General features: G+C 34.1%; 19 protein-coding genes and 1 pseudogene. 13 read left to right on the top strand and 7 right to left on the bottom strand.

Annotated features, from left to right (window positions below):
* Positions 1-227: 227 nt before the first annotated feature.
* Entirely contained in the window at positions 228-1,478 is a 1,251-nt protein-coding gene (locus KA883_RS06005; RefSeq protein ID WP_046207023.1) for a M20 family metallo-hydrolase, read from the bottom strand.
* Positions 1,478-2,320 (bottom strand): alpha/beta hydrolase, encoded by an 843-nt coding sequence (locus tag KA883_RS06000; RefSeq protein WP_046207022.1) that lies wholly within the window; start codon positions 2,318-2,320, stop codon positions 1,478-1,480. The genes KA883_RS06005 and KA883_RS06000 overlap by 1 nt, the downstream gene beginning before the upstream one ends.
* A 174-nt stretch (positions 2,321-2,494) precedes the next feature.
* On the opposite strand from KA883_RS06000, the gene allC reads away from it, so the two are divergent.
* From allC to KA883_RS05955, 9 genes are all read left to right on the top strand, one after another.
* Positions 2,495-3,727, top strand: a complete 1,233-nt coding sequence (gene allC, locus KA883_RS05995) for an allantoate deiminase (RefSeq protein WP_046207021.1) — start codon at positions 2,495-2,497, stop codon at positions 3,725-3,727.
* Positions 3,728-3,852: 125 nt separating this feature from the next.
* Positions 3,853-4,641 carry a (S)-ureidoglycine aminohydrolase gene (gene allE, locus KA883_RS05990; protein ID WP_046207020.1) on the top strand — a complete coding sequence of 263 codons (789 nt, stop codon included), beginning with the start codon at positions 3,853-3,855 and terminating at the stop codon, positions 4,639-4,641.
* Positions 4,642-4,656: 15 nt separating this feature from the next.
* Complete coding sequence (gene allD, locus KA883_RS05985) at positions 4,657-5,688, top strand: ureidoglycolate dehydrogenase (protein WP_046207019.1); 1,032 nt, start codon at positions 4,657-4,659, stop codon at positions 5,686-5,688.
* A 156-nt stretch (positions 5,689-5,844) separates the two neighbouring features.
* Positions 5,845-6,894, top strand: a complete 1,050-nt coding sequence (allD, locus tag KA883_RS05980) for an ureidoglycolate dehydrogenase (RefSeq protein WP_046207018.1) — start codon at positions 5,845-5,847, stop codon at positions 6,892-6,894.
* A 15-nt stretch (positions 6,895-6,909) separates the two neighbouring features.
* Complete coding sequence (locus tag KA883_RS05975; protein WP_046207017.1) at positions 6,910-8,670, top strand: acyl-CoA synthetase FdrA; 1,761 nt, start codon at positions 6,910-6,912, stop codon at positions 8,668-8,670.
* Between the two features lies 1 nt (position 8,671).
* Positions 8,672-9,937 (top strand): YlbE family protein, encoded by a 1,266-nt coding sequence (locus tag KA883_RS05970; protein WP_046207016.1) that lies wholly within the window; start codon positions 8,672-8,674, stop codon positions 9,935-9,937.
* On the top strand, positions 9,934-10,704 hold the full coding sequence (locus KA883_RS05965) for an oxamate carbamoyltransferase subunit AllH family protein (RefSeq protein ID WP_046207015.1): 771 nt from the start codon (positions 9,934-9,936) through the stop codon (positions 10,702-10,704). The genes KA883_RS05970 and KA883_RS05965 overlap by 4 nt, the downstream gene beginning before the upstream one ends.
* Before the next feature lie 13 nt (positions 10,705-10,717).
* On the top strand, positions 10,718-11,665 hold the full coding sequence (gene arcC, locus KA883_RS05960) for a carbamate kinase (protein ID WP_046207014.1): 948 nt from the start codon (positions 10,718-10,720) through the stop codon (positions 11,663-11,665).
* A gap of 107 nt (positions 11,666-11,772) precedes the next feature.
* Positions 11,773-12,981, top strand: a complete 1,209-nt coding sequence (locus tag KA883_RS05955) for a CynX/NimT family MFS transporter (RefSeq protein WP_046207013.1) — start codon at positions 11,773-11,775, stop codon at positions 12,979-12,981.
* A 168-nt stretch (positions 12,982-13,149) separates the two neighbouring features.
* On the opposite strand, the gene KA883_RS05950 is transcribed toward KA883_RS05955, so the two are convergent.
* Positions 13,150-14,379 carry a pyridoxal-phosphate-dependent aminotransferase family protein gene (locus KA883_RS05950; protein ID WP_046207012.1) on the bottom strand — a complete coding sequence of 410 codons (1,230 nt, stop codon included), beginning with the start codon at positions 14,377-14,379 and terminating at the stop codon, positions 13,150-13,152.
* Between the two features lie 456 nt (positions 14,380-14,835).
* Here KA883_RS05950 and KA883_RS05945 point away from each other — a divergent pair, with 456 nt between their 5' ends.
* A complete protein-coding gene (locus tag KA883_RS05945; RefSeq protein ID WP_046207011.1) occupies positions 14,836-15,576 on the top strand; it encodes an alpha/beta hydrolase in 741 nt (246 codons plus the stop codon).
* Positions 15,577-15,653: 77 nt separating this feature from the next.
* Here KA883_RS05945 and KA883_RS05940 read toward each other — a convergent pair whose 3' ends face one another.
* Both KA883_RS05940 and brnQ read right to left on the bottom strand, forming a co-directional pair.
* Positions 15,654-16,025, bottom strand: coding sequence for an iron chaperone (locus KA883_RS05940; RefSeq protein WP_046207010.1), 372 nt, complete (start codon positions 16,023-16,025; stop codon positions 15,654-15,656).
* Between the two features lie 258 nt (positions 16,026-16,283).
* Positions 16,284-17,588, bottom strand: a complete 1,305-nt coding sequence (gene brnQ / locus KA883_RS05935; protein WP_046207009.1) for a branched-chain amino acid transport system II carrier protein — start codon at positions 17,586-17,588, stop codon at positions 16,284-16,286.
* 274 nt (positions 17,589-17,862) lie between these two features.
* Between brnQ and KA883_RS05930 the strand changes: the two genes are divergently transcribed.
* Together KA883_RS05930 and lip are read left to right on the top strand one after the other, a co-directional pair.
* The gene (locus KA883_RS05930; RefSeq protein ID WP_210139907.1) at positions 17,863-19,191 is read left to right on the top strand and encodes a sodium-dependent transporter; all 1,329 of its coding nucleotides are present in this window, start codon (positions 17,863-17,865) and stop codon (positions 19,189-19,191) included.
* Positions 19,192-19,566: 375 nt separating this feature from the next.
* A pseudogene (gene lip, locus KA883_RS05925) lies at positions 19,567-21,656 on the top strand (YSIRK-targeted triacylglycerol lipase).
* An 863-nt stretch (positions 21,657-22,519) separates the two neighbouring features.
* Here lip and KA883_RS05920 read toward each other — a convergent pair.
* A complete protein-coding gene (locus KA883_RS05920; RefSeq protein ID WP_046207006.1) occupies positions 22,520-23,293 on the bottom strand; it encodes a helix-turn-helix domain-containing protein in 774 nt (257 codons plus the stop codon).
* A 23-nt stretch (positions 23,294-23,316) separates the two neighbouring features.
* Entirely contained in the window at positions 23,317-23,895 is a 579-nt protein-coding gene (locus tag KA883_RS05915) for a LysE family translocator (protein ID WP_046207005.1), read from the bottom strand.
* A gap of 184 nt (positions 23,896-24,079) precedes the next feature.
* Here KA883_RS05915 and KA883_RS05910 point away from each other — a divergent pair, with 184 nt between their 5' ends.
* On the top strand, positions 24,080-24,487 hold the full coding sequence (locus KA883_RS05910; protein ID WP_046207004.1) for a DUF2000 domain-containing protein: 408 nt from the start codon (positions 24,080-24,082) through the stop codon (positions 24,485-24,487).
* The last annotated feature ends 76 nt before the right edge of the window (positions 24,488-24,563 follow it).

Genomic DNA, 24,563 nt, shown 5'->3' with positions numbered 1-24,563 from the left:
ATATTATTAACGATTTTTCTATTTATTATGGTATAACACGAATTAAATTTCCACTTATTATAAATAATCATAACACGTTTGCTTGTGTTAGATGGTGAAACACATATCAACAGGCGTTGGTTTCAAGAACCCTGTGTTTATGAAATGATGCATGATCATGATTGGTGTGATTATGCTGAAAGATTGTATATCATATTGCGATTGATAGGTCAAAAGACTAATATGCATTAAGTTTCCAGTACTGTGTCAACTTTTGCTAATTCGATCGTTGTTGCAATCATCACATTAATACCTTTTTCGATTTGGCTATCGGTTACAGACTCTTTTGGCGAATGACTAATGCCACTTTTACATGGAATAAAAATCATACTTGTAGGACAAATGGGTGCGAAATTCATCGCATCATGACCGGCACCACTATACATATAGCGATATTGATATGCTAGTGCCTTACAACCGTCTTCAGAAATCTTAGCAATCGCTTGATTAAATTGTCGAGGTTGATCCTGACCTAAATCTTCTAATTCATAATCTGCTTGACGTTTTGTGGTAATGGTTTCGATGTGCGTTTTCATCTCTTCGACAACTTTTTCTCGAATATCTTCATCTTTTCCTCGAATATCGATGAGTAGTGTGACTTCACCAGGAATTGCATTCATTGTATTAGGATAAACGTTGGCATACCCCACAGTCGTTACTATCCCCTTATCATGATAAGCCTGACCTAAGGCTTCGATTTTTAAAATGACTTCAGCAGCAGTAGTCAATGCGTCTGTACGCATCGGCATAGGTGTTGATCCTGAGTGGCTAGTAATACCAGCTATTTGTAACTTGAAGCGGTGTGGTGCAGCAATGTGTGTGACGATGCCAATATCTTTTTGATTATTTTCAAGAATTGGACCTTGTTCAATATGTAATTCTAAAAATGCTTTGATTTTGTTTCTTTCAAATAATGCTGCTTTACCGTTCATATCTTGTGCTAAAGGTGCAACAATATCGTAAAGTACGTTGCCATCGTTATCTTTGATAAATTTCATATCATCTTTTGTCATTTTACCAGTAAGGTATTTACTTCCTAAAGTTGCTTCGTTGAAACGTGTAGATTCTTCGCAAGCAAATGCAATAATTATAATTGGATGATCCGTTTCTATATGATGCGCGTTTAAATGTTCGACTACTTCCAGTGCACCAAGCACACCTAATAGACCGTCATATTGGCCGCCATCCTTTACAGTATCGATATGTGAGCCTAGTACAATTGGTTTTAAAGAAGGATGCTTTCCTTCTCTGCGTGCAATAACATTACCAAAGAAATCAAAGTAAACATCTAAACCTGCCTTTTGACATAACATTGAAAATTTTAAGGCTGCGACACGTTCTGGATGACTAAAAGCAATGCGGTTAATCCCCCCGTTTTTGGGGTTGCGAGCAAAATTATTAAATGTTTGAAAATTTTCTATTACATTTTGTAAGTTCATCATTTATCCCCTTCGATATTCAGTTTAATTTGATTCAAAAATTGAATAACTCGTTCATATACTGCTTTACTCGTTGAGTTAACTTCACGATCAAAATCATGGCTGTCTAGGTCTAAACGTTCAAAGTGACTCGTTTCAATTAATCTAGCTATATATTCACTTTCACTATAAGGTACATCAGAATCTCCTGTACAGTGTACAATGAACATAGGAGGGAAGTTTTTCATTTCTTGTGGTGTGATATTATAAGTACTTTGTGTAGATGATTGAATCCCTAAATAGGACATCCAACGTGCTTGACCACGAACATATAAGTAAATTGGATATCTTGTTTGCAACGGCGCAGATGTTAATGGTTTAGATTGAATCAATTGATTTAATATTTTCGGTGTAATTTGTGTAGATAGCGCTTGATATTGTTTATTTGGCTTCAAAAAGGCAGGCACATGTACACGCGAGTAACCATAGAAATCAATGATACTATCAACTTTACGATGACGTGCGACAAGCATAGCTAAAAATGCACCGGCTGAACGTCCGAAGGTAATCAGTGGTAACGAAGGATAAAGTGATTTTAAATAATCGTAGTTACTCAGTGCATCTTCAATAATCGTATCAATATGACTTTCTGGGGCAAGTCGATAGGAAACCATTATTAAGTGATAGGATTCGGATAAAATATCTATATACGCTTGCGGTAAATCGTTTGGTTGTCCAAAAATGAGTCCGCCACCATGAAAGTACATAATGACGCCTTTAGGGCTTTGGCTTTTAGCTGCTATGATGGAATAAGGTAATGGAAAACCATCCTTTGATAGACAAGTAGCTTTTTGTTGAGTCAAATTGACCTAGCCTCCTATTAGATATATTTTGCTAAATATATTATCTCAAATAAAAAACACGACGTATTTGTATAAATCGAATAAAAGTAAAGAACATTATTGTTAGAATTGTGAATGATAAGTCATATGTAAACGCTTATAATTGTATGTGAAATGAAAAAGGAGTTGAATTACATGGACATCCGATCTTCTTTTGAGGCTCTAGACAAAAAATTCACTGCGTTTGGCGGTTTGACTGGTGGAGGCATCACGCGTCTACTTTATTCTAAAGAATGGTCAAATGCTGTACAAGCATTGAAAGAAACACTAGAAAAAGATGGATTTGAAACAGAATTCGATAGCATCGGCAACTTAAAAGGACGTATTGAAGGTAGTAAATACCCTGAAGAAACAATTATGTCCGGTTCTCACATTGACACAGTTGTTGAAGGTGGCCATTTAGATGGTCAATTTGGTGTGTTAGCTGCTGTTGTTGCGATGCAGTCACTTAAAGCCGAATATGGCCAACCATTACGTTCATTAGAAATTTTAGCTTTAGCGGAAGAGGAAGGTAGTCGTTTCCCATTTGCTTTCTGGGGAAGTAAAAACTTCTTCAACTTAGCTGATAAAGCTGATGTAGATTCAATTGCTGATGGTGAAGGTGTTGCTTTTAAAGAAGCGATGCGTGAATGTGGCTTTGATTATCGAACAGCAGATAATGATTATAGTTACATAAAATCATTTATCGAAGTGCATATTGAACAAGGTAAAGTATTAGAGACGGAAAATAAATCAATTGGTGTCGTTAACGGCATCGTTGGTCAAAAACGCTATACGATTAACTTAAAAGGTGAAGCAAACCATGCAGGTACGACACCGATGGGCTTGAGAAATGACGCAGTTGTAGCTTTCAGCAAAATTGCTAATCAATTAACAGATCGTGCGCGAGAAATAGGTGATCCATTAGTCATTACATTTGGTCGTGTAGACCCAGTGCCGAATACAGTTAATGTGGTTCCAGGAGAAGTTACGTTCTCTATTGATTGTCGTCATATTAATCAAGATGAGTTAAATCAATTTGCAGAAGAAATTGATGCATGTATTAAACGTGTATCTGAAGAAGAAGGCGTGCAATGCGACATCGATTTATGGATGGATGAAGCACCGACTTTGATGGATGAACGCTTGGTTAAAGAAGTTCAAAATGCTGCTGAAACAGTAGTGGGTGAATCAAAGTGGAAATTAATGCCTTCTGGTGCAGGTCACGATTCTCAAATTTTTGCTAAATATGTGCCGACATCAATGTTGTTTGTACCATCTATTAATGGTGTGAGTCACAACGTTGAAGAAGAGACAAATGTAGAAGATTTAGTTAAAGGTATCGAAGTGTTAAAACAAGTATTATATAAACTTGCTTATAAAGAATAATACTTAGTCATAGACACCTAGAACAACATCATTGAGCTATATAAATAAACATGGTTCAACAAACTTTTTATAGAGAAAAGCAAAAAAGATTTTAAATACAGATAAAGAAAAGGAGCATTTTATTTATGGGTTATATTAATCATAATCAAGGATATAGAGAAGGTTTATTAGAAACACGTTCAGTAATTAAAAAAGATAACTATGCAGTCATCACACCAGATGGTTTAGTAAATAATGTTGTACCTGGTTTTGAAGATTGTGACGTAACGATTTTAGGTTCACCAAGACTTGGTGCGCGTTTCGTAGACTACCTCGTAACATTGAAAAATCAAGGTGGAAATAGACAAGGATTTGGTGGAAATGGTGTTCAAACATTCATCTATGTTGAATATGGAAACATCAACGCGTATGCAGATGATAAAAAATATGAATTGAGTGCAGGTGGTTATTTATATGTACCATCTCATCAAGTAATGACATTTGAAAATAGCAATCAAAATAATGACAGCCGAGTATTCTTATATAAAAAACGTTATCAACCTTTAGAAGGTTATACGCCAGAAGTTGTAACTGGAAACGTTAATGATATGGTTCAAGAGCCATATGAAGGCATGGAAGAAGTTAAAATTCTTGATTTGCTACCAAAAGAATTAGCATATGATATGAATATTCACATCTTGTCATTTAAACCAGGTGCTTCACATGGTTATATTGAAACACACGTTCAAGAACATGGGGCTTATGTATTAAGTGGACGTGGTATGTACAACTTAGACAACGAATGGCAACCAGTTGATAAAGGTGATTATATCTTTATGGGTGCTTATGCACCACAAGCAACTTATGCTGTTGGTTTAGACGAACCATTCGCTTACATCTATTCCAAGGATGCAAATAGAGATATAGAAATTTAAGGAAGGTTGTTAGTCATGGAAGAGGGAGCATTAATATACGTCGAACGTGGTAAACTACGCCAATTATTTAAAGAGAAATTAACACACGCAGGTTTACCTGACGCGCAAGCTGAAAAAACAGCAGATCTGATGATATTTGCTGACGAACGAGGCATTCATTCACATGGCTCAGTTCGAATGCAGTATTATGCAGAACGAATTGCTAAAAAAGGTTTTAATTTGGAACCAGATTTGAAATTTACGAAGACGGGTCCTTCAGCAGGCACATACTTCGGCGATAATGCTGTTGGCCATTATGTTGCATATCAAGCGATGGAAGAAGCGATCAATTTAGCAAAATCCAGTGGTATCGGCATGGTAGGTATTCAAGAGATGGGGCATAGTGGTGCCATTGGCTATTTTGCAGAACAAGCTGCAAAACAAGGTATGGTTGCATTAACCGTATGCCAATCTGACCCAATGGTCGTACCATTTGGTGGTACAGAATCTTATTTTGGTACGAATCCAATCGCTTTTGCGTCACCACGAAAAAGTGGTAATCCTATATTGTTTGATATGGCAACAACGGTACAAGCGTGGGGGAAAATATTAGATGCACGCTCAAAAAACAAATCAATACCTAATACATGGGCAGTGGACAAACATGGTGAACCTACTGCAGATCCTTTTGAAGTAGCTGCGTTATTACCTGTTGCCGGACCAAAAGGTTACGGTTTGATGATGATGGTAGACATATTAGCAGGTAGCTTGTTAGGTTTACCGTTTGGTAAGCATGTCACTTCAATGTATGAAGATTTAAGTCAATATCGTAGATTAGGACAATTTCATATCGTAATTAATCCAGCATATTTTGGTGATGAAACACAGTTTTTAACACAGGTTTCTGACATGGTAGATGAGTTGCATGACGTTAAACCTGCTAAAGGTTTTGATCAAGTGTATTATCCAGGTGAGATTCAAGAAGAAGTTAAAAAACAATATGCAGAGCGAGGTATTCCAGTTCCGCAAGAAATTTATGATTATTTAATATCTGATGACATATATTAGGAAGTAATAAAAAGAAGTGAACGAGATAATTTAATGTAATAAATGGTGACTTATGACATTTAGCATGGTGCGTCTTTAGTAACTTCTTTTTTTACTGCTTGAAAACACAAATTTTAATGAAATATAACACAATAATAGTAATAAGGAGGTTGTAATATGCGTGTTTCTAAAAATGATTTATTTGATTTAATGAAAAATAAACTAGTTAAAGCAGGATTAAATGAAGATGCTGCAAAGGATGTCGCTGATGTTTTGACTTTTGCAGACCATAGAGGTATTCATTCTCATGGTGCAGTCAGAGTGGAATATTATGCGGAACGTATTGCTAAGGGAGGTATTACTGCTAACCCTGAGTATCAATTTGAGCAAACAGGTCCTTCGACAGGTGTTTTTGAAGGGGATAATGGCCCTGGACATCAAGCTGCGAAACAAGCGATGGAAAAAGCAATTGCAATGGCAAAAGAAAATGGTGTCGCAGTTGTTGGTGTGAAACATATCTCTCATAGTGGTGCCTTAGGTTACTTTGTGGAAATGGCATCTAAAGCAAACATGGTTGGTTTAAGTATGTGTCAATCTGATCCAATGGTCGTACCGTTTGGTGGTACAGAACCTTATTTTGGTACAAATCCAATTGCATTTAGTGCGCCGTCTAATGATGAGAGAATTATTACATTTGATATGGCGACAACAGTACAAGCATGGGGCAAAGTGCTCGATGCTAGAGCCAAACATCAATCTATTCCAGATACTTGGGCAGTAGATGCTAACGGCGAGCCAACAACAAATGCAAGAGATGTTCATGCACTAGTTCCAGTGGCAGGTCCAAAAGGTTACGGTTTGATGATGATGGTAGATATCTTGTCTGGAAGCCTGTTAGGTGTGCCACATGGTGTTCATGTTTCATCTATGTACAAAGACTTAACTAAAGGTCGTGACCTAGGACAATTACACATCGTCATTAACCCTGCATTTTTTACTGACTTAGATCAATTTAAATCACGTATTTCAACGATGTTAGATGAACTAAAAGCGCAACCAGCTGCTGAAGGATATGGAGAAATATTCTATCCAGGTGAACGTGGACGCTTACGTAGTGAAAAATACGATGAAAAAGGCATTGAAATAGTTGATGAAATTTACGATTACTTAGTGTCAGAGGATGTACACTTTGATCGTTATCATGGAAAAAATAGATTTGCAGAATAATAACGGAGGAATAGTATGTTATACACAATAATTAAAGAAAACACGTACCAAGATTCGATTGTATTAATGTTGTTATCGAATAAATTGTCTGCTATTGATGGTGTGAACCAAGTTTCAATTATGATGGGCACGCCTGCCAATAAGGATATTTTCAAATCATCAGGATTTGACACTGAAGCATTAGATAATGCGAAACCTAATGACATCGTTGTTATCGTAGATACTGATGATGAATCTAAAGTTGATGAAGTTAATGAACAAGTTGATGCAGAACTCAAAGGTAAAGGTGAAGAGGATGACAAGTCTAAAAAGCAAGACGAAGCTTCAAACTGGAACCGTGCTTTAGAATTAGCAAACAATCCAAACTTGGCATTAATTTCAATTCCTGGTCAATATGCAGCGATGGAAGCTGAAAATGCTTTGAAAAACAATTTAAATGTATTTATGTTTAGTGATAACGTTGCAAAAGCTGACGAAGTGCGCTTAAAACAAATGGCGCATGAAAAAGGATTATTAGTGATGGGGCCTGACTGTGGTACAGGGATAATCCATAGCCTACCACTTGCATTTACTAACACAGTGAACGAAGGTGACATTGGCGTTATCGGTGCTTCTGGTACAGGTATCCAAGAAGTGACTACTATCATTGACCGTGAAGGCAAAGGTGTGACAAATGCAATCGGTACTGGCGGTCGTGACTTATCAACTGAGGTTGGTGCGATTACGATGTTAGATAGTATAAAAGCATTAAATGCCGATCCTAAAGTTAAAGTCATTACTGTTATATCTAAACCACCAGCTAAAGAAGTCGAAGAAAAAGTATTAAATCTTCTACGTAATATTGAAAAACCTGTGGTTACCTTATTCTTAGGTTCTAAACCAACTTACACAGAAGAAAATATCTATCATGCATATACTTTAGAAGAAGCGGCACGCGTATCTGTCCAACTATCTAATGATGAAACGCCGCAATTTAACCCAACTTTTAAGGAAAATCTTGGTATTAAATTTGCTGACAATCAAGACGGCATCAAAGGATATTATTCAGGTGGTACTTTAGCTTCAGAAGCAGCAATGTTAGTGAAGGATACTTTAGGCGACGCTTCAGGTGAAGTAACACCAGAAGGATTCTCATATAAAGGTGGAAACCATGAAATTATCGACTTAGGCGATGACATTTATACACAAGGTAGACCACATCCAATGATTGATCCATCGAAACGCATTGAAATGTTAGAAACATCATCTGATGATCCATCAACTGCTGTAATTATGTTAGATAATGTTATTGGTTATGGTAGTCATGATGATATGGCTAGCGAACTTGCACCGACAATCAAAACGATTTTAGACAAAGTTAAAGCTAATGGTCGTTCATTAGCAGTGCTTGCTACAGTTGTTGGTACGAAACATGATCATCAAGGGTATGATAATCAAGTTAAAACTTTAAAAGAAGCTGGTGCGATTGTTTGTGAAACAAACGACCAAATGGTTCGTACTGCGCTTAACTTAGTTGGCAGCAGCGTAGCACAACCAAAATTATCAACGAAATCATTTGATTCAGAACCTGTAGATTTAACTGTCGATGAAAAAGTGATGAATTTAATAAACATGAAACCAAGCGTGATTAACATTGGATTGAAGAGCTTTACTGAAGCAATCCAAGCAAGCGATGCACCAGTCGTTCAATTCAACTGGCGTCCAATTGCAGGAGGAGACGAAAAATTAATGAAAGTACTGCAATTCTTAAACAATTATGAAGGAGAGACGGTATAAAATGGCATATAAAACAATAGATGAAGCTAACCAAGCAGTCATTGATAAGATGATTGCAGCAGCACCATTTTTAGTGGATGTCGTGCCAGCTAAATCTAAAATTCCTGAACTCAAAGAAAACGTATTATTACATGCTGGTCCACCAATTAAATATGAAAATATGACTGATCCTATGCAAGGTTCTTGTGTCGGTGCAATTCTTTTTGAAGGATGGGCAGACAATGAACAAGACGCACGTAAATTGTTAGAAGAAGGTCAAATCACTTTCATCCCTTGTCACCACGTCAATGCAGTTGGTCCAATGGGTGGTATTACATCAGCTAATATGCCTGTACTTGTTGTGGAAAACAGAGAAACAGGTAACGAAGCATATTGCCAAATGAACGAAGGTATCGGCGCAGTATTACGTTTCGGTGCTTATAATGATACAGTAGTCAATCGTCTTCACTGGATGAAAGATGTTTTAGGACCGGTATTAAGTAAGGCATTACACAAAATGAACGATGGTTTAAATGTGAACGTATTAATCGCTAAAGCAATTGCAATGGGTGATGAATTCCACCAACGTAACATTGCAGCTTCATTAGCTTTCTTAAAAGAAGTTACGCCTATCATCTCATCATTAGATGATGTTGAAGCAGAAAAACGTACTGAGGTATTACAATTCTTAGCTGATACAGACCAATTCTTCTTGAACATAGCGATGGCTACAGGTAAAGCTATGATGGATGCAGCACGTACAATTGAGCACGGTACAGTTGTAACAGCGATGTGTCGTAACGGTGAAAACTTTGGTATTCGTATCGCTGGTATGGGCGATGAATGGTTTACTGCACCAGTCAATACACCACATGGGCTATTCTTCACAGGTTACTCTGCTGAAGATGCTAATACTGATATTGGTGACTCAGCGATTACTGAAACGATTGGTGTTGGTGGTATGGCAATGATCGCTGCACCAGCTGTAACTAAATTCGTTGGTACTGGGGGCTTTGATGACGCATTAGATATCAGTAATGAAATGACTGAAATTTGTATCGGTGAGAATCCAAACTTTGCCATCCCTACATGGAACTTTAAAGGTGCTTGCTTAGGTATTGATGCACGTAAAGTCGTTGAAACTGGTATTACGCCAGTTATTAATACAGGTATTGCTCATAAAATTGCAGGTTATGGTCAAATCGGAGCAGGTACCGTTCACCCACCGATTGAATGTTTCGAAAAAGCAATTACGGCATATGCTGAGAAATTAGGTTTTAAAGCGTGATTTTCCACGCAACAGCTATAGGCAATATTGCCCAGGAAATATTGGCAAATCATCAAACCTTTTATGTGCATAGTATATTTAACAAAGGATTCAATATTGTCAATGATGCGCAAGAACTGGTATTTATAGGTACAGATGAAAATGGCATGTTTCCGTTCGGCATATTAATAGATCAACAAACGAAACAAAGTTTGTTAAAAGAGATTGCTTTAAACCAACAAATCTCTATAGGTCCTAACACGATATATATTAGTAAAACGTGCCAACTTGTGTGGCATGTCCCATCATTGCCATTTAAAGACTTCGCTGAAAAGGTAAATAATGATGAACTCAAGCAGAATATATCGACATATGATTTTACGATGTATGAAGAAGGTGACTTTGACCGCCAAACAATGAGCCGAATCATACATGCGCTTAAAGATGAAGATGTTGAAACCGTAGAACATTATTATCGCTACTTAATTGGTAGAGGAAAAGGGCTCACGCCCTCTGGTGATGACATTCTAACTGGTATGTTGTTCATTCATTTTACTGATCCTTATATTAGAAAACCAAATTTAGAAAAGTTAAAACAACTACTTGATGAACCATTAACAACACTAGTAGGAGAAACATTTTTAAAATGCGCACAGCAAGGGTTGTTTAGTTCGAAAATATCAGAGTTACAACATGAGCCGTCACTGGCAAATATTGAGCGACTGCTTAAAGTAGGTTCGTCATCAGGAAGAGACACAGTATATGGCATGTTTGTAGCATTAACTTGAAGGAGTGAAACGTATGAGTAAGCGTGTTGTACTTGCTTTAGGCGGTAACGCTATTTTACAACCTAAACAAGAAGCGTCATACGACAATCAATATAAAAACGTGTTTGCTGCTACACGAAAAATGGCAGAGTTGAAAAAAATTGGACATAACGTTGTCATTACACATGGTAATGGACCACAAGTCGGTAATATTATTGCACAAAATGAAGCGGCAAAAGACGTTGTAGATCCACTTCCAATCAATGCATGTAACGCTGAATCACAAGGATTTATTGGTTATATGATGGAAGAATCTTTGAAAAATCATTTACATGCATTAAATATTCAAAGTGATGTGGTAACATTATTAACAATGGTAGAAGTGGATAAAGATGATAAGGCATTTGATAATCCAACAAAACCAATTGGCGTATTTTTTGACGAAATTGAAGCAAAACGCCTAGAAAAAACGCATGGTTTTGTGATGGTAGAAGATGCTGGTAGAGGTTACCGTCGTGTTGTTCCTTCACCAGAGCCACTCGTGATTCACGGTGTCAATCAAATTAAAGCATTGATTGACCAAGCGATTGTTATTTCATCTGGTGGCGGTGGTATACCAGTTTATCGTGATGAAAACGGGAATATTCAAGGTGTGGAAGCGGTTATCGATAAAGACCGCTCTGGTTTAAAACTTGCGCAACAAGTTGAAGCAGACACATTTATGATGTTAACAGATGTATCAAATGTTTGTGTGAACTTTGGTAAACCGAACGAAAAGAAATTAGCAACAATTTCAGTTGAACAAGCAAAAACTTATGTTGCCGAAGGGCAATTCCCTGCAGGAAGTATGTTACCTAAGATTGAAGCTGCGATTCAATTTGCTGAAATGGGTAAAGAAGCGATTATCTGTTCATTAGATGATGCAGTTGAAGCATTAGAGGGTAAAGCAGGTACACGTATTTTATTAAATGTTGAACAATAATGGATGAGTTCTTTAGAAACAATTACTTGCGAATCGTTCAAATGGTTTTCATTTGATCGATTCGTTGTATTATTATATTAAAAGATTTGGAAGAAAGGTGGTATAAGATGACTGAACCCTATCGTATACATAGAATTAAAGAAAATTGGGGCGTAATTTTGGCAATTGTGTTTATTGCTTCTACTTTACGTGCGCCACTCACATCAGTAGGGCCTGTAGTTGATGAGATCAAGCATGTAATGGAAATTAATAACAGTGTTGCTGGCATCTTAACTACTATACCGCTCATTATTTTTGCGATTGTTTCTCCATTAGTATCGAGAGTAACGTCGCGTATCACAATGTCTCGTACAATTCTGTACTCTACTATATTACTAATAATTGGATTGTATTTACGTGTAGCTGGTGATTTTACTTTATTTATTATTGGTACATTAGTATTAGGGATAGCAATTGCATTTGGTAACGTTGTACTACCTAGCTATGTAAAATGGTATTTCCCAATGCAAATCGGCATTGCTACGGGCATTTATAGTGGAACTATGAACTTTACAGCAGGCTTAGGTGGCGGGTTAAGCTTCCCATTATCACAAACATCACTCGGTTTTAGGTTGTCACTGTCATTTTGGATTATTCTAGGTATTATCGCGATTATTTTGTGGATTCCTAAAGCACGTCAAGGTGCGCAATTAGAACAACATACAATTGATCAAACACAAGTCAAACATCGTAAGAAAGTCAATATTGTCAAATCTAAATTAGCTTGGATGGTTGCTTTGACGATGGGCTTCCAATCTATGGTATTCTATACCGTTGTCGCATGGGTGCCATCTATATTAGTTGATAGAGGGGTAGATCCATCCACAGCAGGTTATTTATTAATGCTCAATCAATTTTCTCAAGTACCTATGACATTTTCATTTCCAATTATAGCATCTAAATTGAAAGACCAACGTATATTGGTCGTTATTATCACAATTTTATTCTTAACTGGTTTTGGCTTATTCTTTACACAATCATTAGTGTTACTTGTTATTGGTATGGTTATTGCTGGTTTAGCAATGGGAGCATGTTTCAGTTTATGTATGACATTCTTCTCAATCCGTGCACGGACGAGTGATGGTAGTATTTCATTATCCGGTTTTGGTCAATCTGTAGGATACTTAATTGCAGCGATTGGACCATTTTTAATTGGATACTTGCATGATTTCACAGGAAATTGGATATCAGGCATTGTTGCATTATTACTCATGTCATTACTATTTTTTATTTTTGGTTATCCTGCAGCTAAAAATAGAGTTGTAGAAGATGAATAATAGCAAAGACTTAAATTTATAATGAAAAAATTAAAAAGGTACGACACCAATGGTTTTTGATGGGCACCTCTAAAGTTGGACTAAAAATCTAACTTCTGAGATGTGCATCATTTTAGGATTGGAGTTGTACCTTTTTTGATTTATATAGTCAAATGATGTGTTGAAATCTTATGATATCGCATTATTATCATAGTGATTGATAAGTGTTTTAATTGCATTTTCTATATCAAGATTTTTGATAAGGCCTTGAGCAAGAAGGTGAGTTGCAAATGCAGCTAAAAATGTTAAGATATTCTGTTTTTGGATAGCATAACCCATGATACCGATTCTCCATATTTTACCTTTTAACTCTCCAAAGGATCCTGCAATTTCTATGCCATAATTTTTTAATAAACTGTCTCTGAATGCTATATCATCTATACCATCAGGAATATTAACGCATATAACCATTTTCATTTCGTTCGATTCATTGCCGTATATTTCGAGTCCTAATGCCTTCAAGGCTGCTTTTAAACCTTCTTGGTGAAAGGCATGCCGTTGCGCACGTGCTTCCAGTCCTTCAGATAGTGCTAATCTTAGACCAGTATGAAGTGCATATATTGCAGTCGTTGCTTCAGTATGATGATTTAAACGTTTTGGGCTCCAATAATCTTGTAATTGTGCTAAATCTAAATAATTACTTCTAATAAAATGATCTGGTTCTGTGGTTTCAGTAGAGCGAATGCCAAGTTCTACACGTTTGCGCGCATTGATGGCATCACTAAATCTATCGTTGAAAGTAATTGGGGTAATACCTGAAGGAATAGATAAACATTTTTGAGCGCCACCAATGACTGCATCTAATTCCCACTCATCTACTGGAATAACCATACCTTGGTATGTAGCCACAGCATCAACAACAGAAAATATCCCTCTTTCTTTACATGCTCGACCAAGTTGATCAATTGGTTGCAATCTACCAGTCGATGTTTCACCGTGTACAATAGCAAGTACTTTTGGTTGATATTGATCTAAAGCTTCAATGATTTCTGATTGTTCAAATACCTCTCCCATTGGTTTATAAATGCTGTGAACGATACCACCAGCACGCGTAACCAGTTCAGCGAATAAATAGCCAAAACGTCCGATGACTGGAACTAGGACATCATCACCAGGTTTAACAATACTGGAAATCACAGCTTCTAAGCCAGCACGACTTGTGCCATCAATAGGAAAGGACCATTGATTTTTTGTTAAAAAAGATTTACGAATTAGTTCCATTGTTTGATTCATAATGTCTACAAATTCATAGTCAAATTGACCTAAAATAGAGTTTGACATTGCTTGTGAAACGCGGGGGTCTACGCTAACAGGGCCAGGTGTCATAATTAATCTTTTGTTGATTTTTAAATCATCCATATTTATTACCTCGTTTTCCTTTAAATTCCGTCATTATATATTATACTTTATTAAAGCTGAGTTATATTCGTCAAAATCGATAATTATTTAACAATCATTTATCTGAATATTACAAAAATAAAGAAGATAAATAGAAATTATCCTATATACTTGCATGTAGATAAAATGAATTTCAATAGTTTCAGTATTTATAAATGTTTGAAAGAACTTACATAAAATTGTACACTATATAAGCATGCCAAGGGCATGCACACACTATGGGTCGCTGTGAGCATGCCTTAGGCATGTTTCCAGACTTCCTCATAGAAGCAAGCTACTTCCATTAAGGAAGTGGCTTGTATTTTTTTGAGAGATAGTCGTTTGAGCAATCTTGATTTTCATTAATCATAACGCGTTGTATCGTAAACGATTTTCTATTACAATGTGTATGGATGTTAAAAGTTGGAGTGACAATAGATGATAAATGTAAAAGAACCTAATCCGATATTTTTGGAAAATAAATCTTCTGAACGTGCTATATTGTTATTACATTCATTTACAGGTACGATTAGAGATGTAAAATTATTAGCTACAAAATTAAATAAAGCTGGTTTTACATGTTATGCGCCTTCCTATAAAGGGCATGGCTTATTGCTCGAATCATTGATGGCTTATGACGCAGAGGATTGGTGGCAAGATGCGCTAGAAGGATATCAATATTTGCAAGATCAAGGTTATTCAAATATAAGTGTATGCGGCATCTCATTAGGCGGTATTTTGTCTTTAAAATTGGCGGAAGAAAAGCAGGTTGCTTCTGTTGCAGTGATGTCGACACCGTTTAGTAAAGACGATGCTGGACTTGCAAAAAGGCTGGAATTTTATGGAGAACGCATGGGAAACTTAGTAGGTTTGTCACAAGAAGCAATACAACAACAGATGAATCAAATTGAAAACTATGCCGTTGGTTTTGATAAATTTAAAAAACTTGTTGATGATGCGATGGCACACTTAAATCAAATTTCTGTCCCTATTGCTATAAAGTTTGGCGAACAAGATGAAAAGGCTTATGAAGCTAGTGCAAATTATATTTATAATCAAATTGAGCATGAGGATAAAGAAATTCAAGGTTATCCTACGTGTAAACATTTAATGACGTATGGTGAAGGTCATTTGGATGTAGAGCAAGATGTGATAGCGTTTTTTGAAGATTATACATAAACAATTTAAATACTAAAAAGGATGGTTTCTACCCAATATGAGTAGAGCCATCCTTTTATGTTTCAATATGTTTAAAATTAAGTTCTCCAAAATGTAGTACAATTCGCTTTGTCTTCGATATTGAATTGAATCATGGACTGCAATAGTTCATAGTTAACGTCTTGTGTCCATTTAATACGAAATAAATTATTGGTTTGTGAATATCCAGATTCTGCAATCTGTTCAGTAAATTCAGCCATTCCTTTTGCTTCAGGTGCTACTGAGAAATGCTGTTTAGATTTACTAAAAGCAATAATAAACGTACCGTGATGCGTAAACATCGGTTGATTCCATTTTACTGTTGTTTCGAGTTCAGGAAAAGTCTCAGAAATCCAATTAAAGATAGCTTCCATTGTGGCTGTTTGTTTGTCATTTTCTAATGACTCCAAAAATTCATTAAATTCAGTCATACCCAATCACAATCCTTAAATAGCAAATTTTATTATATAGCTAACATGTATTATACCAATTACATACAAATATATCATTTTATAGGTGAGTGAATATAATGGAAAATTCTAAATTATGCGTATAAACAACTTTAAAAATCCGAAAACTTTTTTGAAATTTTACTATTTTACATAAAAAATACATCCCATAGTTGAAGGGATGTATTGATGAGAATGGATATGTGTTGACATACCGTCTGGTTAATAGTGCGCACTAACTTAAGTCATTTTAGCTTGCGATTTAGCATAGCAGAAATCGATAATAATACCGATTAGCAGACACACTATAAATGGTATCAACCATGCTAATTGGATATTTGCTAATGGGAAATGCGCATATACAACATTAAGTATTTTAATTAAATTAAAGTCATTTAATATTTGTAATAAAGAAATAATCAATGTTGCAATTGTTGGTATGATAAAGCTATATTTCATTTCAAATGAGATGAAGATACTCAATAACGAAATAAGCACTAATACGATAGATGTTGGATAAATAAATGTAAGTAATGGTACAGCAATTTCCAAAATAAGTTCTAATCCTAAAGTAGAAACAGTAAAACCTAATATTGAAAAGATAAGTACAAATAATTTATAAGAAATCTTTGGTAATTTTTTCATTGCAAACGCTGAACAAGCATTTACAAGTCCAATACAAGTTGTTAAACAAGCTAGTATCACAATTATCCCAAAAATTAAGTTTCCTAAAGACCCAAATACACGTAATGAGTTAAAAGTTAAAATATCTGTGCCATCTTTTAAGCCTGTTTGATCAGTTGTCGCGCCAACATAAGCTAAAGCAAAATAAATGATAAATAACAGCACGGCAGAAATAAAACCTGCTTTCACAACATTTTTAACTAATAACTTTGGTTCATTAATACCATTTAATTTAAAACTTTGAACAATGACTACTGAAAAAGCGAGTGCAGCAACGAGGTCCATTGTGAAATAACCTTCTAAGACACCAGACACAAGTGGTGTTTGCGCAAAGTCGCCACCAGCTTTACCAATTGAACCTTCTGGTTTAATAATAACTAAAATACATAAAATAGCGATAATGCATATTAAAATAGGTGTTAGGTATTTACCTAAATTATCTATGATTCGATTTGGATAAAGTGCAATCAAGTAAACAACTAAGAAGAAGACTGCTGAAAATATAATTAAAGTTAATTGATTATGTACAGGTAATACGTTTTTTGTGCCAATTTCGTAAGCGACATTTGCAGCACGTGGTATACCATATAATGCACCAATAGATGCATAAATACAGATTGCAAAAATCGTACCAAATAACGGATGGACTTTGTTACCAATACTTTCAACGCCACCGTTCATATAAGCTACGACGATGACTGTTAAATATGGTAATAAAATACCAGTGATTGAAAATCCTATCATTGAAACCCACATATTTTCTTGAGCTGTATATCCTAACATAGGTGGAAATATTAGATTTCCGGCTCCAAAGAAAAATGAGAATAACATTAGACCAGAAATCAGTATGAGTCTATTCATTTTAATACCTCTATTATTTTTAAAATTATTTGTTGCAAAACATACATTAATATAACACAAAAGTTATATGAATTCAATGAAATTTCAGAAAATTAGAATGTCTAAAATGTTAAATGAAGTAGTTTTTAATGTCATGTTTGTAAATGTGATGATATCGAGTGTTTTAAGTAATTAACTATTGAGCTCAATTCAAAAAAATGTTATAGTAGTTTCCTATGTTACATAAACGCTTTAACGCAATAAAGAATAATAGGGTGTAAAGGATGTATGAAAGATGCATAATGAATCACAATGGAAGTCATCGCTCGGTTTCATATTGGCAAGTGCGGGGTCTGCGATAGGGCTAGGCGCAATGTGGAAATTTCCATATATGGCAGGTATTTATGGTGGTGGGGCTTTCTTATTAATGTTTTTAATATTTACACTGTTTGTAGGACTGCCATTATTAATGATAGAATTTACAGTGGGAAAAATGGGCAAAACATATACTACTAAAATATATGAAAAATTAACAAATAGAAAATGGTTAAATATTATAGGATGGAATGGTAATTTAGCTGTATTTATCTTATTTGGTTTTTATAGTGTCATCGGTGGTTGGATTATCATTTATATATTTAATGTATTACTTCAAATATGCTCGTTTAATGGTGGTAAATTAAGCCAAATAGAATTTGAATCTATTATAAGTAATCCATGGTTGACGGTTACAGGCCAAGGGATATTTATTTTGTTGACGATGTTCATTGTAATGATGGGAGTTGAAAAAGGATTAGAAAAAGCATCTAAATTTATGATGCCGTTATTATTTATCTTCCTTATTATTATTGTTGTTAAATCGCTAACTCTCGATGGCTCGTTCGAAGGATTGAAATATATATTGCAACCACGATTAGAAGATATTTCAATAGAGGGGATTTTATTTGCGCTAGGCCAATCGTTTTTTACACTGTCATTAGGAACAACAGGCATGATTACATATGCTAGTTATGCATCTAAAGAAATGACTATTAAAACTTCGGCTGTTTCTATTGTAGCGATGAATATTCTAGTATCTGTGTTAGCAGGTTTAGCAATATTCCCTGCGATTTCAGCTTTCGGTTATAGCCCAACTGAAGGACCTGGATTACTATTTAAAGTGTTACCAAAAGTATTTGATCAGATGGCATATGGTTCAGGTTTTTATTTTATTTTTTTAATATTATTTTTATTTGCAGCACTTACTTCTTCAATTTCGTTACTAGAACTCAATGTGTCAAACTTTACTAAAAATGATAATTCGAAACGTAAATCTGTATCGCTTTATATAAGTGTACTTGTTTTTATGATAAGTATTCCTGCAACATTATCTTTTGGAAGTCTGAGTCATGTAAAATTTGCAGCAGGTACTATCTTTGACAACATGGATTTCTTAGTTTCCAACATTTTAATGCCTATAGGTGCGTTGGGAACAACACTTGTTGTAGGACAATTACTTGATAAACACGCTTTAAAAGAACACTTTGGAAAAGATAAATTTAGGTTGTTTATGCCTTGGTATTATCTCATTAAATTTATATTACCAGTCGTTATTATATTAATATTTGTCGTACAATTTTTATAGCAATTAAATAACATTAATTATTAGCCCTTTATCATATCAATGTGAAAATTGAGTATTGATAAAGGGCTTTTTTGAATAATTTGTAAAGTATGAATTAAGTTATTATATTTTTATTTATATTGTTGACTATTTTTTATTTGTTTAGTAAGGTCAAATTAAATTATTTATTTAAAAAATTTGTTGTATTGCATTAATTGTTTTAAATAGATAATTTAATTTTTACTATTATTTGAAAACGTTTTCTGAAAGGAGTAATTTATGAAAGAGATTATTGGTAAAATTTTCGAATTAGTACCGCGTTTTATTTTAAATCTATTCATTTAGCAAAAGGAAGTTTGTTATTTATTAAATTCTATTAACCAAGAGGTGTCTAGTATGGAACAGAAAAAAAACAAATATAGTATTCGCAAATTCACTTTTGGCGCATCATCTATATTAATTGGATCTTTACTCTTTATAGGCGTAGACAATGCGCAAGCTGCTGAAACAGAAAAACAAGCAAGCGAAATGAGTTATCAGGACATTGGGGAACATGTTGGGGAAACAAATAGTGATAACACTACTGGGGAAAGTAGTGTACCGGTTAATAAGAATAATAATTTAGAGCATGATAAACAAACTTCAGAAAATCAAAGCTTACATAATGATAAATTAACGACTGATGCAGAAAACGTAAATAATGAAAAGGTAGACTTAGAAAATAATAAAAATAACACAACAGAAGAAGTAGATCCAGACTACAATAAACAAGATAAAGGCAAAGCAGAGGCAACAGAAGAAGTAGATCCAGACTACAATAAACAAGATAAAGGCAAAGTAGAGACAACAGAAGAAGTAGATCCAGACTACAACAAGCAAGATAAAGGCAAAGTAGAGACAACAGAAGAAGTAGATCCAGACTACAATAAACAAGATAAAGGCAAAGTAGAGACAACAGAAGAAGTAGACCCGGACTACAACAAGCAAGATAAAACTAAAACAGAGACAACAGAAGAAGTAGACCCGGACTACAACAAGCAAGATAAAACCGAAGCACAGACAACAGAAGAAGTAGACCCAAACTACAATGAACAAGATAAAGTAAAAGAGATGAAAGTAAATGAAAGTGCATCCCAATCAAAATCTCAAAATGATATTAAATTTGGGCAATTAAAAAATGACAATTTAGCTAATGAAGATAGCCAAAGCAATCAACAGAAAAACGATCCAGATAAAAATTTAGCTTTACTTAAGAAAAATGCGGTTGCTACAACAAATAATCAAGTGAACCAACAGAACGCTGAAAAAACGCAAGAACAACCAACAAAAAAAGCGAAACAAGGCCAATATAAAAACCAAGATCCCATTATATTAGTACACGGTTTTAATGGTTTTACAGACGATATTAAACCCTCTGTTTTACCTCATTATTGGGGAGGCGACAAATTAAATATTCAACAAGACTTAGAACAAAAGGGTTACAATGCATATGAAGCAAGTATTGGTGCGTTAAGTAGTAACCATGACAGAGCAGTTGAATTATACTATTACATTAAAGGCGGTACAGTACATTATGGGGCTGCACATGCTGAAAAATATGGTCACGACCGTTATGGCAAGACATATGAAGGTGTATATAAAGACTGGCAACCAGGTCAAAAAGTTCATTTAGTTGGTCATAGCATGGGTGGACAAACGATTAGACAACTAGAAGAATATTTACGTAATGGTGATCCAGAAGAAATAGAATATCAAAAACAACATGGTGGCGATATAGCACCAGTATTTCAAGGTAATAACGATAACATGATTAGTTCAATTACTACCTTAGCAACACCCCATAATGGTACACACGCAGCTGATCAATTAGGTAATGAAACGCTTATCAGACAAGTTGCGTTTGATTACGCGAAACTAAAAGGTAATAAAAATTCTAAAGTTAGCTTTGGTCTTGAGCAATGGGGTTTAAAACAAAAAGATGATGAGACATATAATCAATATGTTAAACGATTGAAAGACAGTAAATTATGGACGACAGACGATAATGGCTTTTATGATTTAACCAGAGCAGGAGCGACTGAATTAAATAAAAAACTTCACTAAATCCGAATATCGTTTATAAGACATATACTGGAGAATCTACAAGAGATGGATTGTTTGGTAAACAAAAATCAGATATTAACATGTATTTACCTATGGGATTAACAGGTAATGTGATTGGAAAAGCACCCGAAAAAGAATGGCGTGTCAATGATGGTCTGGTTTCAACAATTTCAGCATTACATCCATTTAATCAAGCACATGTAGAAGCATCGAACCAGGTTCAAAAAGGTGTTTGGCAGGTGACACCAATTATGCATGATTGGGATCATGCGGACTTTGTCGGACAAGATAGTAATGATACAAAGCGTTCACAAGCAGAATTAAGACAATTTTATGAAGGTATTGCTTCAGACTTAGTAAAAACTGAAAACGCTGAAGCATAGATCAAGCGATGCAAATATATTTTATGAAGGTGAGGGTAAATGATGAGTGGAGACTTTTTTGATTTAGTAGGTTCATTATTCAATATATTGAAAACTTTATTTTCGTAAGAAAGTAGAAATAAATATAATGAAGGAAATTAAATATTATTATATAAAGAGAATGGTTTAAGGCGATTTGATATGAAAAATTGAGCGAGGATAAATAATCAAAATTTATGGTTTTGATTTTATCCTCGCTTATTTTTTTATTAAGCGTACTATGATTTGTGTCATATTATCTTGAATACAATTTTTGTATAATGATGAAGTATGATAGGTGAATAAGCTTATTGAACGGGTAAAAGAAGTGAAACAAGACGTTAAAGAAGGATGAGAGAAATAAAAAAAAGAACAACATCAGTGAATGGTTTCAGTGCAACTATTGGTTATAGTATGTATCAAAAAAAGACTGATACATACCGTACCAGTCTCTTTATAGAGGTTAGAAATTATTTACCTGTGAATAAACCAACGATTTTTTTGATGATATCAATGATAAAGTCCATGTCCTTCACCTCACTTTTATTTGTTAACTTCACTATAAAAGACTTGTGCTAAATTTTGTTTGAAATTCCCTAAATAGTAATAAATTATTCCAAAATGGAATTTAATAAAAAAATATAACAATAAAGTATTCAAAAGTGTATGAAAGATGATTACATTATCATTTATACTTAATAGAAGCTTATTTTCAAAAAGCAACATTTTTTAAATATAAAATTTCCATAGAAACAAAGTAAATGTTAATTCGTAAATCAAAAACATTGATGTCTTAACATCATACTATTATCAAATTTTGTGAAATTAACTATATGTAATAAAGTTTAAAAAGACTGAGCGTAATTGTTTGCAGTGATACCGTACATTTTTTTGAATTGTCTATTTAAATGTGTTAAATCAGAAAATCCTAATTCACTAACTGCTAAATGTATATCTTTATCTATTTCTATGATATTTTTTGCTTCTTCAATTTTGCTGTTTAATAAAAATTGGTAAGGTGTTATCCCGGTTTGCTCTTTAAAATATCGTATAAATTGGAATTTTGACATGCCGAATTCATGTGCTAAATCTGTAATTTTCAAATTTTCTTTTAATCCATAAAGTATTCTTCCCTTAATCTTACTTATATAGGCGTTACTTTCAACATGTTTCTTAATTGTAGATTGATTGACTAAATCATCTACAAGTTTGATTAATTGCTCATCTATAATTTCTTCCTCGTTTTCATGAAATATAGCATTCGCTAGATGATATACATCAGATTCAATTTTACTATTATAAATTATTGGTGTTGTAAATTGAATAGGTTCTTTACGTTCAGCTGCATCTAATAATACAGCTGGTTCAATATATAACATAAAATATTCAAGGCCTGAACGATCGTGAGCCATTCCATCATGGACTTGTTCTGGATTAAATAACATGATGCCATCTTGGTATGAAAGTTGAAGCTTACCATCCAAATGATAATGTTGTATTCCTCTTTTAGTAACGCCAATAGCATATTCGCTATGTGTGTGATTTTTATATGAGAAGTCATTAATACTTGCAGATAAAGCAGTAATTCCCCCATTTTTTTTATATATGAATTCTTCCATCTTTTCACCTTCTTTTAAGTTCTTTAAACCCATAACATAATTGCAGCATAAATCAAAAGTATACCTAATACAATGTTTAAAATTTTATTATATTTTTGAAATATTTTATTAAATATAGCGCCAAAACCCACCCAAATCATAAAAGCAATAAACCCAATGGTACCTATGATAAATATATTTATCAGTAATATATAATTTTCACTTGAATAGGGTAATATAAAGCTAGGAAAAACGGTTAAAGTGAATAAAATTACTTTAGGGTTTATAAATTGCAACAATAAACCAGAAAAAAATGAACCTTTCACTTTTGACTCATCTTTTTTTGAAACATCCATATTGAATATTTGATAAGCCAAGTGAATCATATAAATGGTACCTAAAATTTGTAAATAAATGATGATATTTGGAAGGACTTTACTTAAAAAAGAGTTCAAAATAGCAGAAATTACAAGCAATACTACAAACCCAATGGTTGAGCCATATGTAAATCGCATACCAGATTTTATTCCATAGTTCTGAACATTAGATAAAATTATGATGTTGGTGGGGCCAGGTGTTGCAGTAACAATAAAACAATAAACAATCAAAGTAATCATATTCATCATATACTCCTTAAAATTTAATCGTTCTAATAGAGTATACGTAAATGAATATTTTATATAGGATATTATTGCATTGATAATTTTCCAAGAATATAAATACTGCAATTTTATCCTATATATAACACTTGATTCTATATAAGATATAGAAAAATATTTGTTATCACCTTAAAGGAGTAAATTATATATGGCTTTTGATACTAAAATTAAAATTGTTTTGAGAGAAGACTTAGAAGTATGGCAAAAATTAAATGTAACTGCCTTCTTAATGAGCGGAATTGCTGGAACCCAAAATATTATTGGGGAACACTATATAGATAAGGATAACGTACAATATTTACCGATGTCTCAGCAACCTGTGATGATACATTCATCGACACAAGAATCCATGGTAGAGTTGTTACAAAAATCTTTGAGTAAAGATGTTGTTATCACAGTATATACTGAAGAGTTATTCTCCACATATAACGATGCAGATAATCGCGCGGTAATTGCTAAATATAAAACAGAGGACTTAAACCTTGTTGGCATTGGTATACGCGGTAAGAAAAATCATGTAGATAAATTATTTAAAGGATTTGCGTTGCATAGCTAAATAAATTAATGACATTAACATAAAAAACCAACGTACATTTTTGATGTACATTGGTTTTTAATTAAAAGTTCAAATT

The sequence above is a fragment of the Staphylococcus sp. GDY8P54P genome (assembly GCF_017892645.1).
In the GTDB taxonomy this organism is placed as follows: domain Bacteria; phylum Bacillota; class Bacilli; order Staphylococcales; family Staphylococcaceae; genus Staphylococcus; species Staphylococcus ureilyticus.
This window is presented reverse-complemented; position numbering and strand designations above follow the sequence as displayed.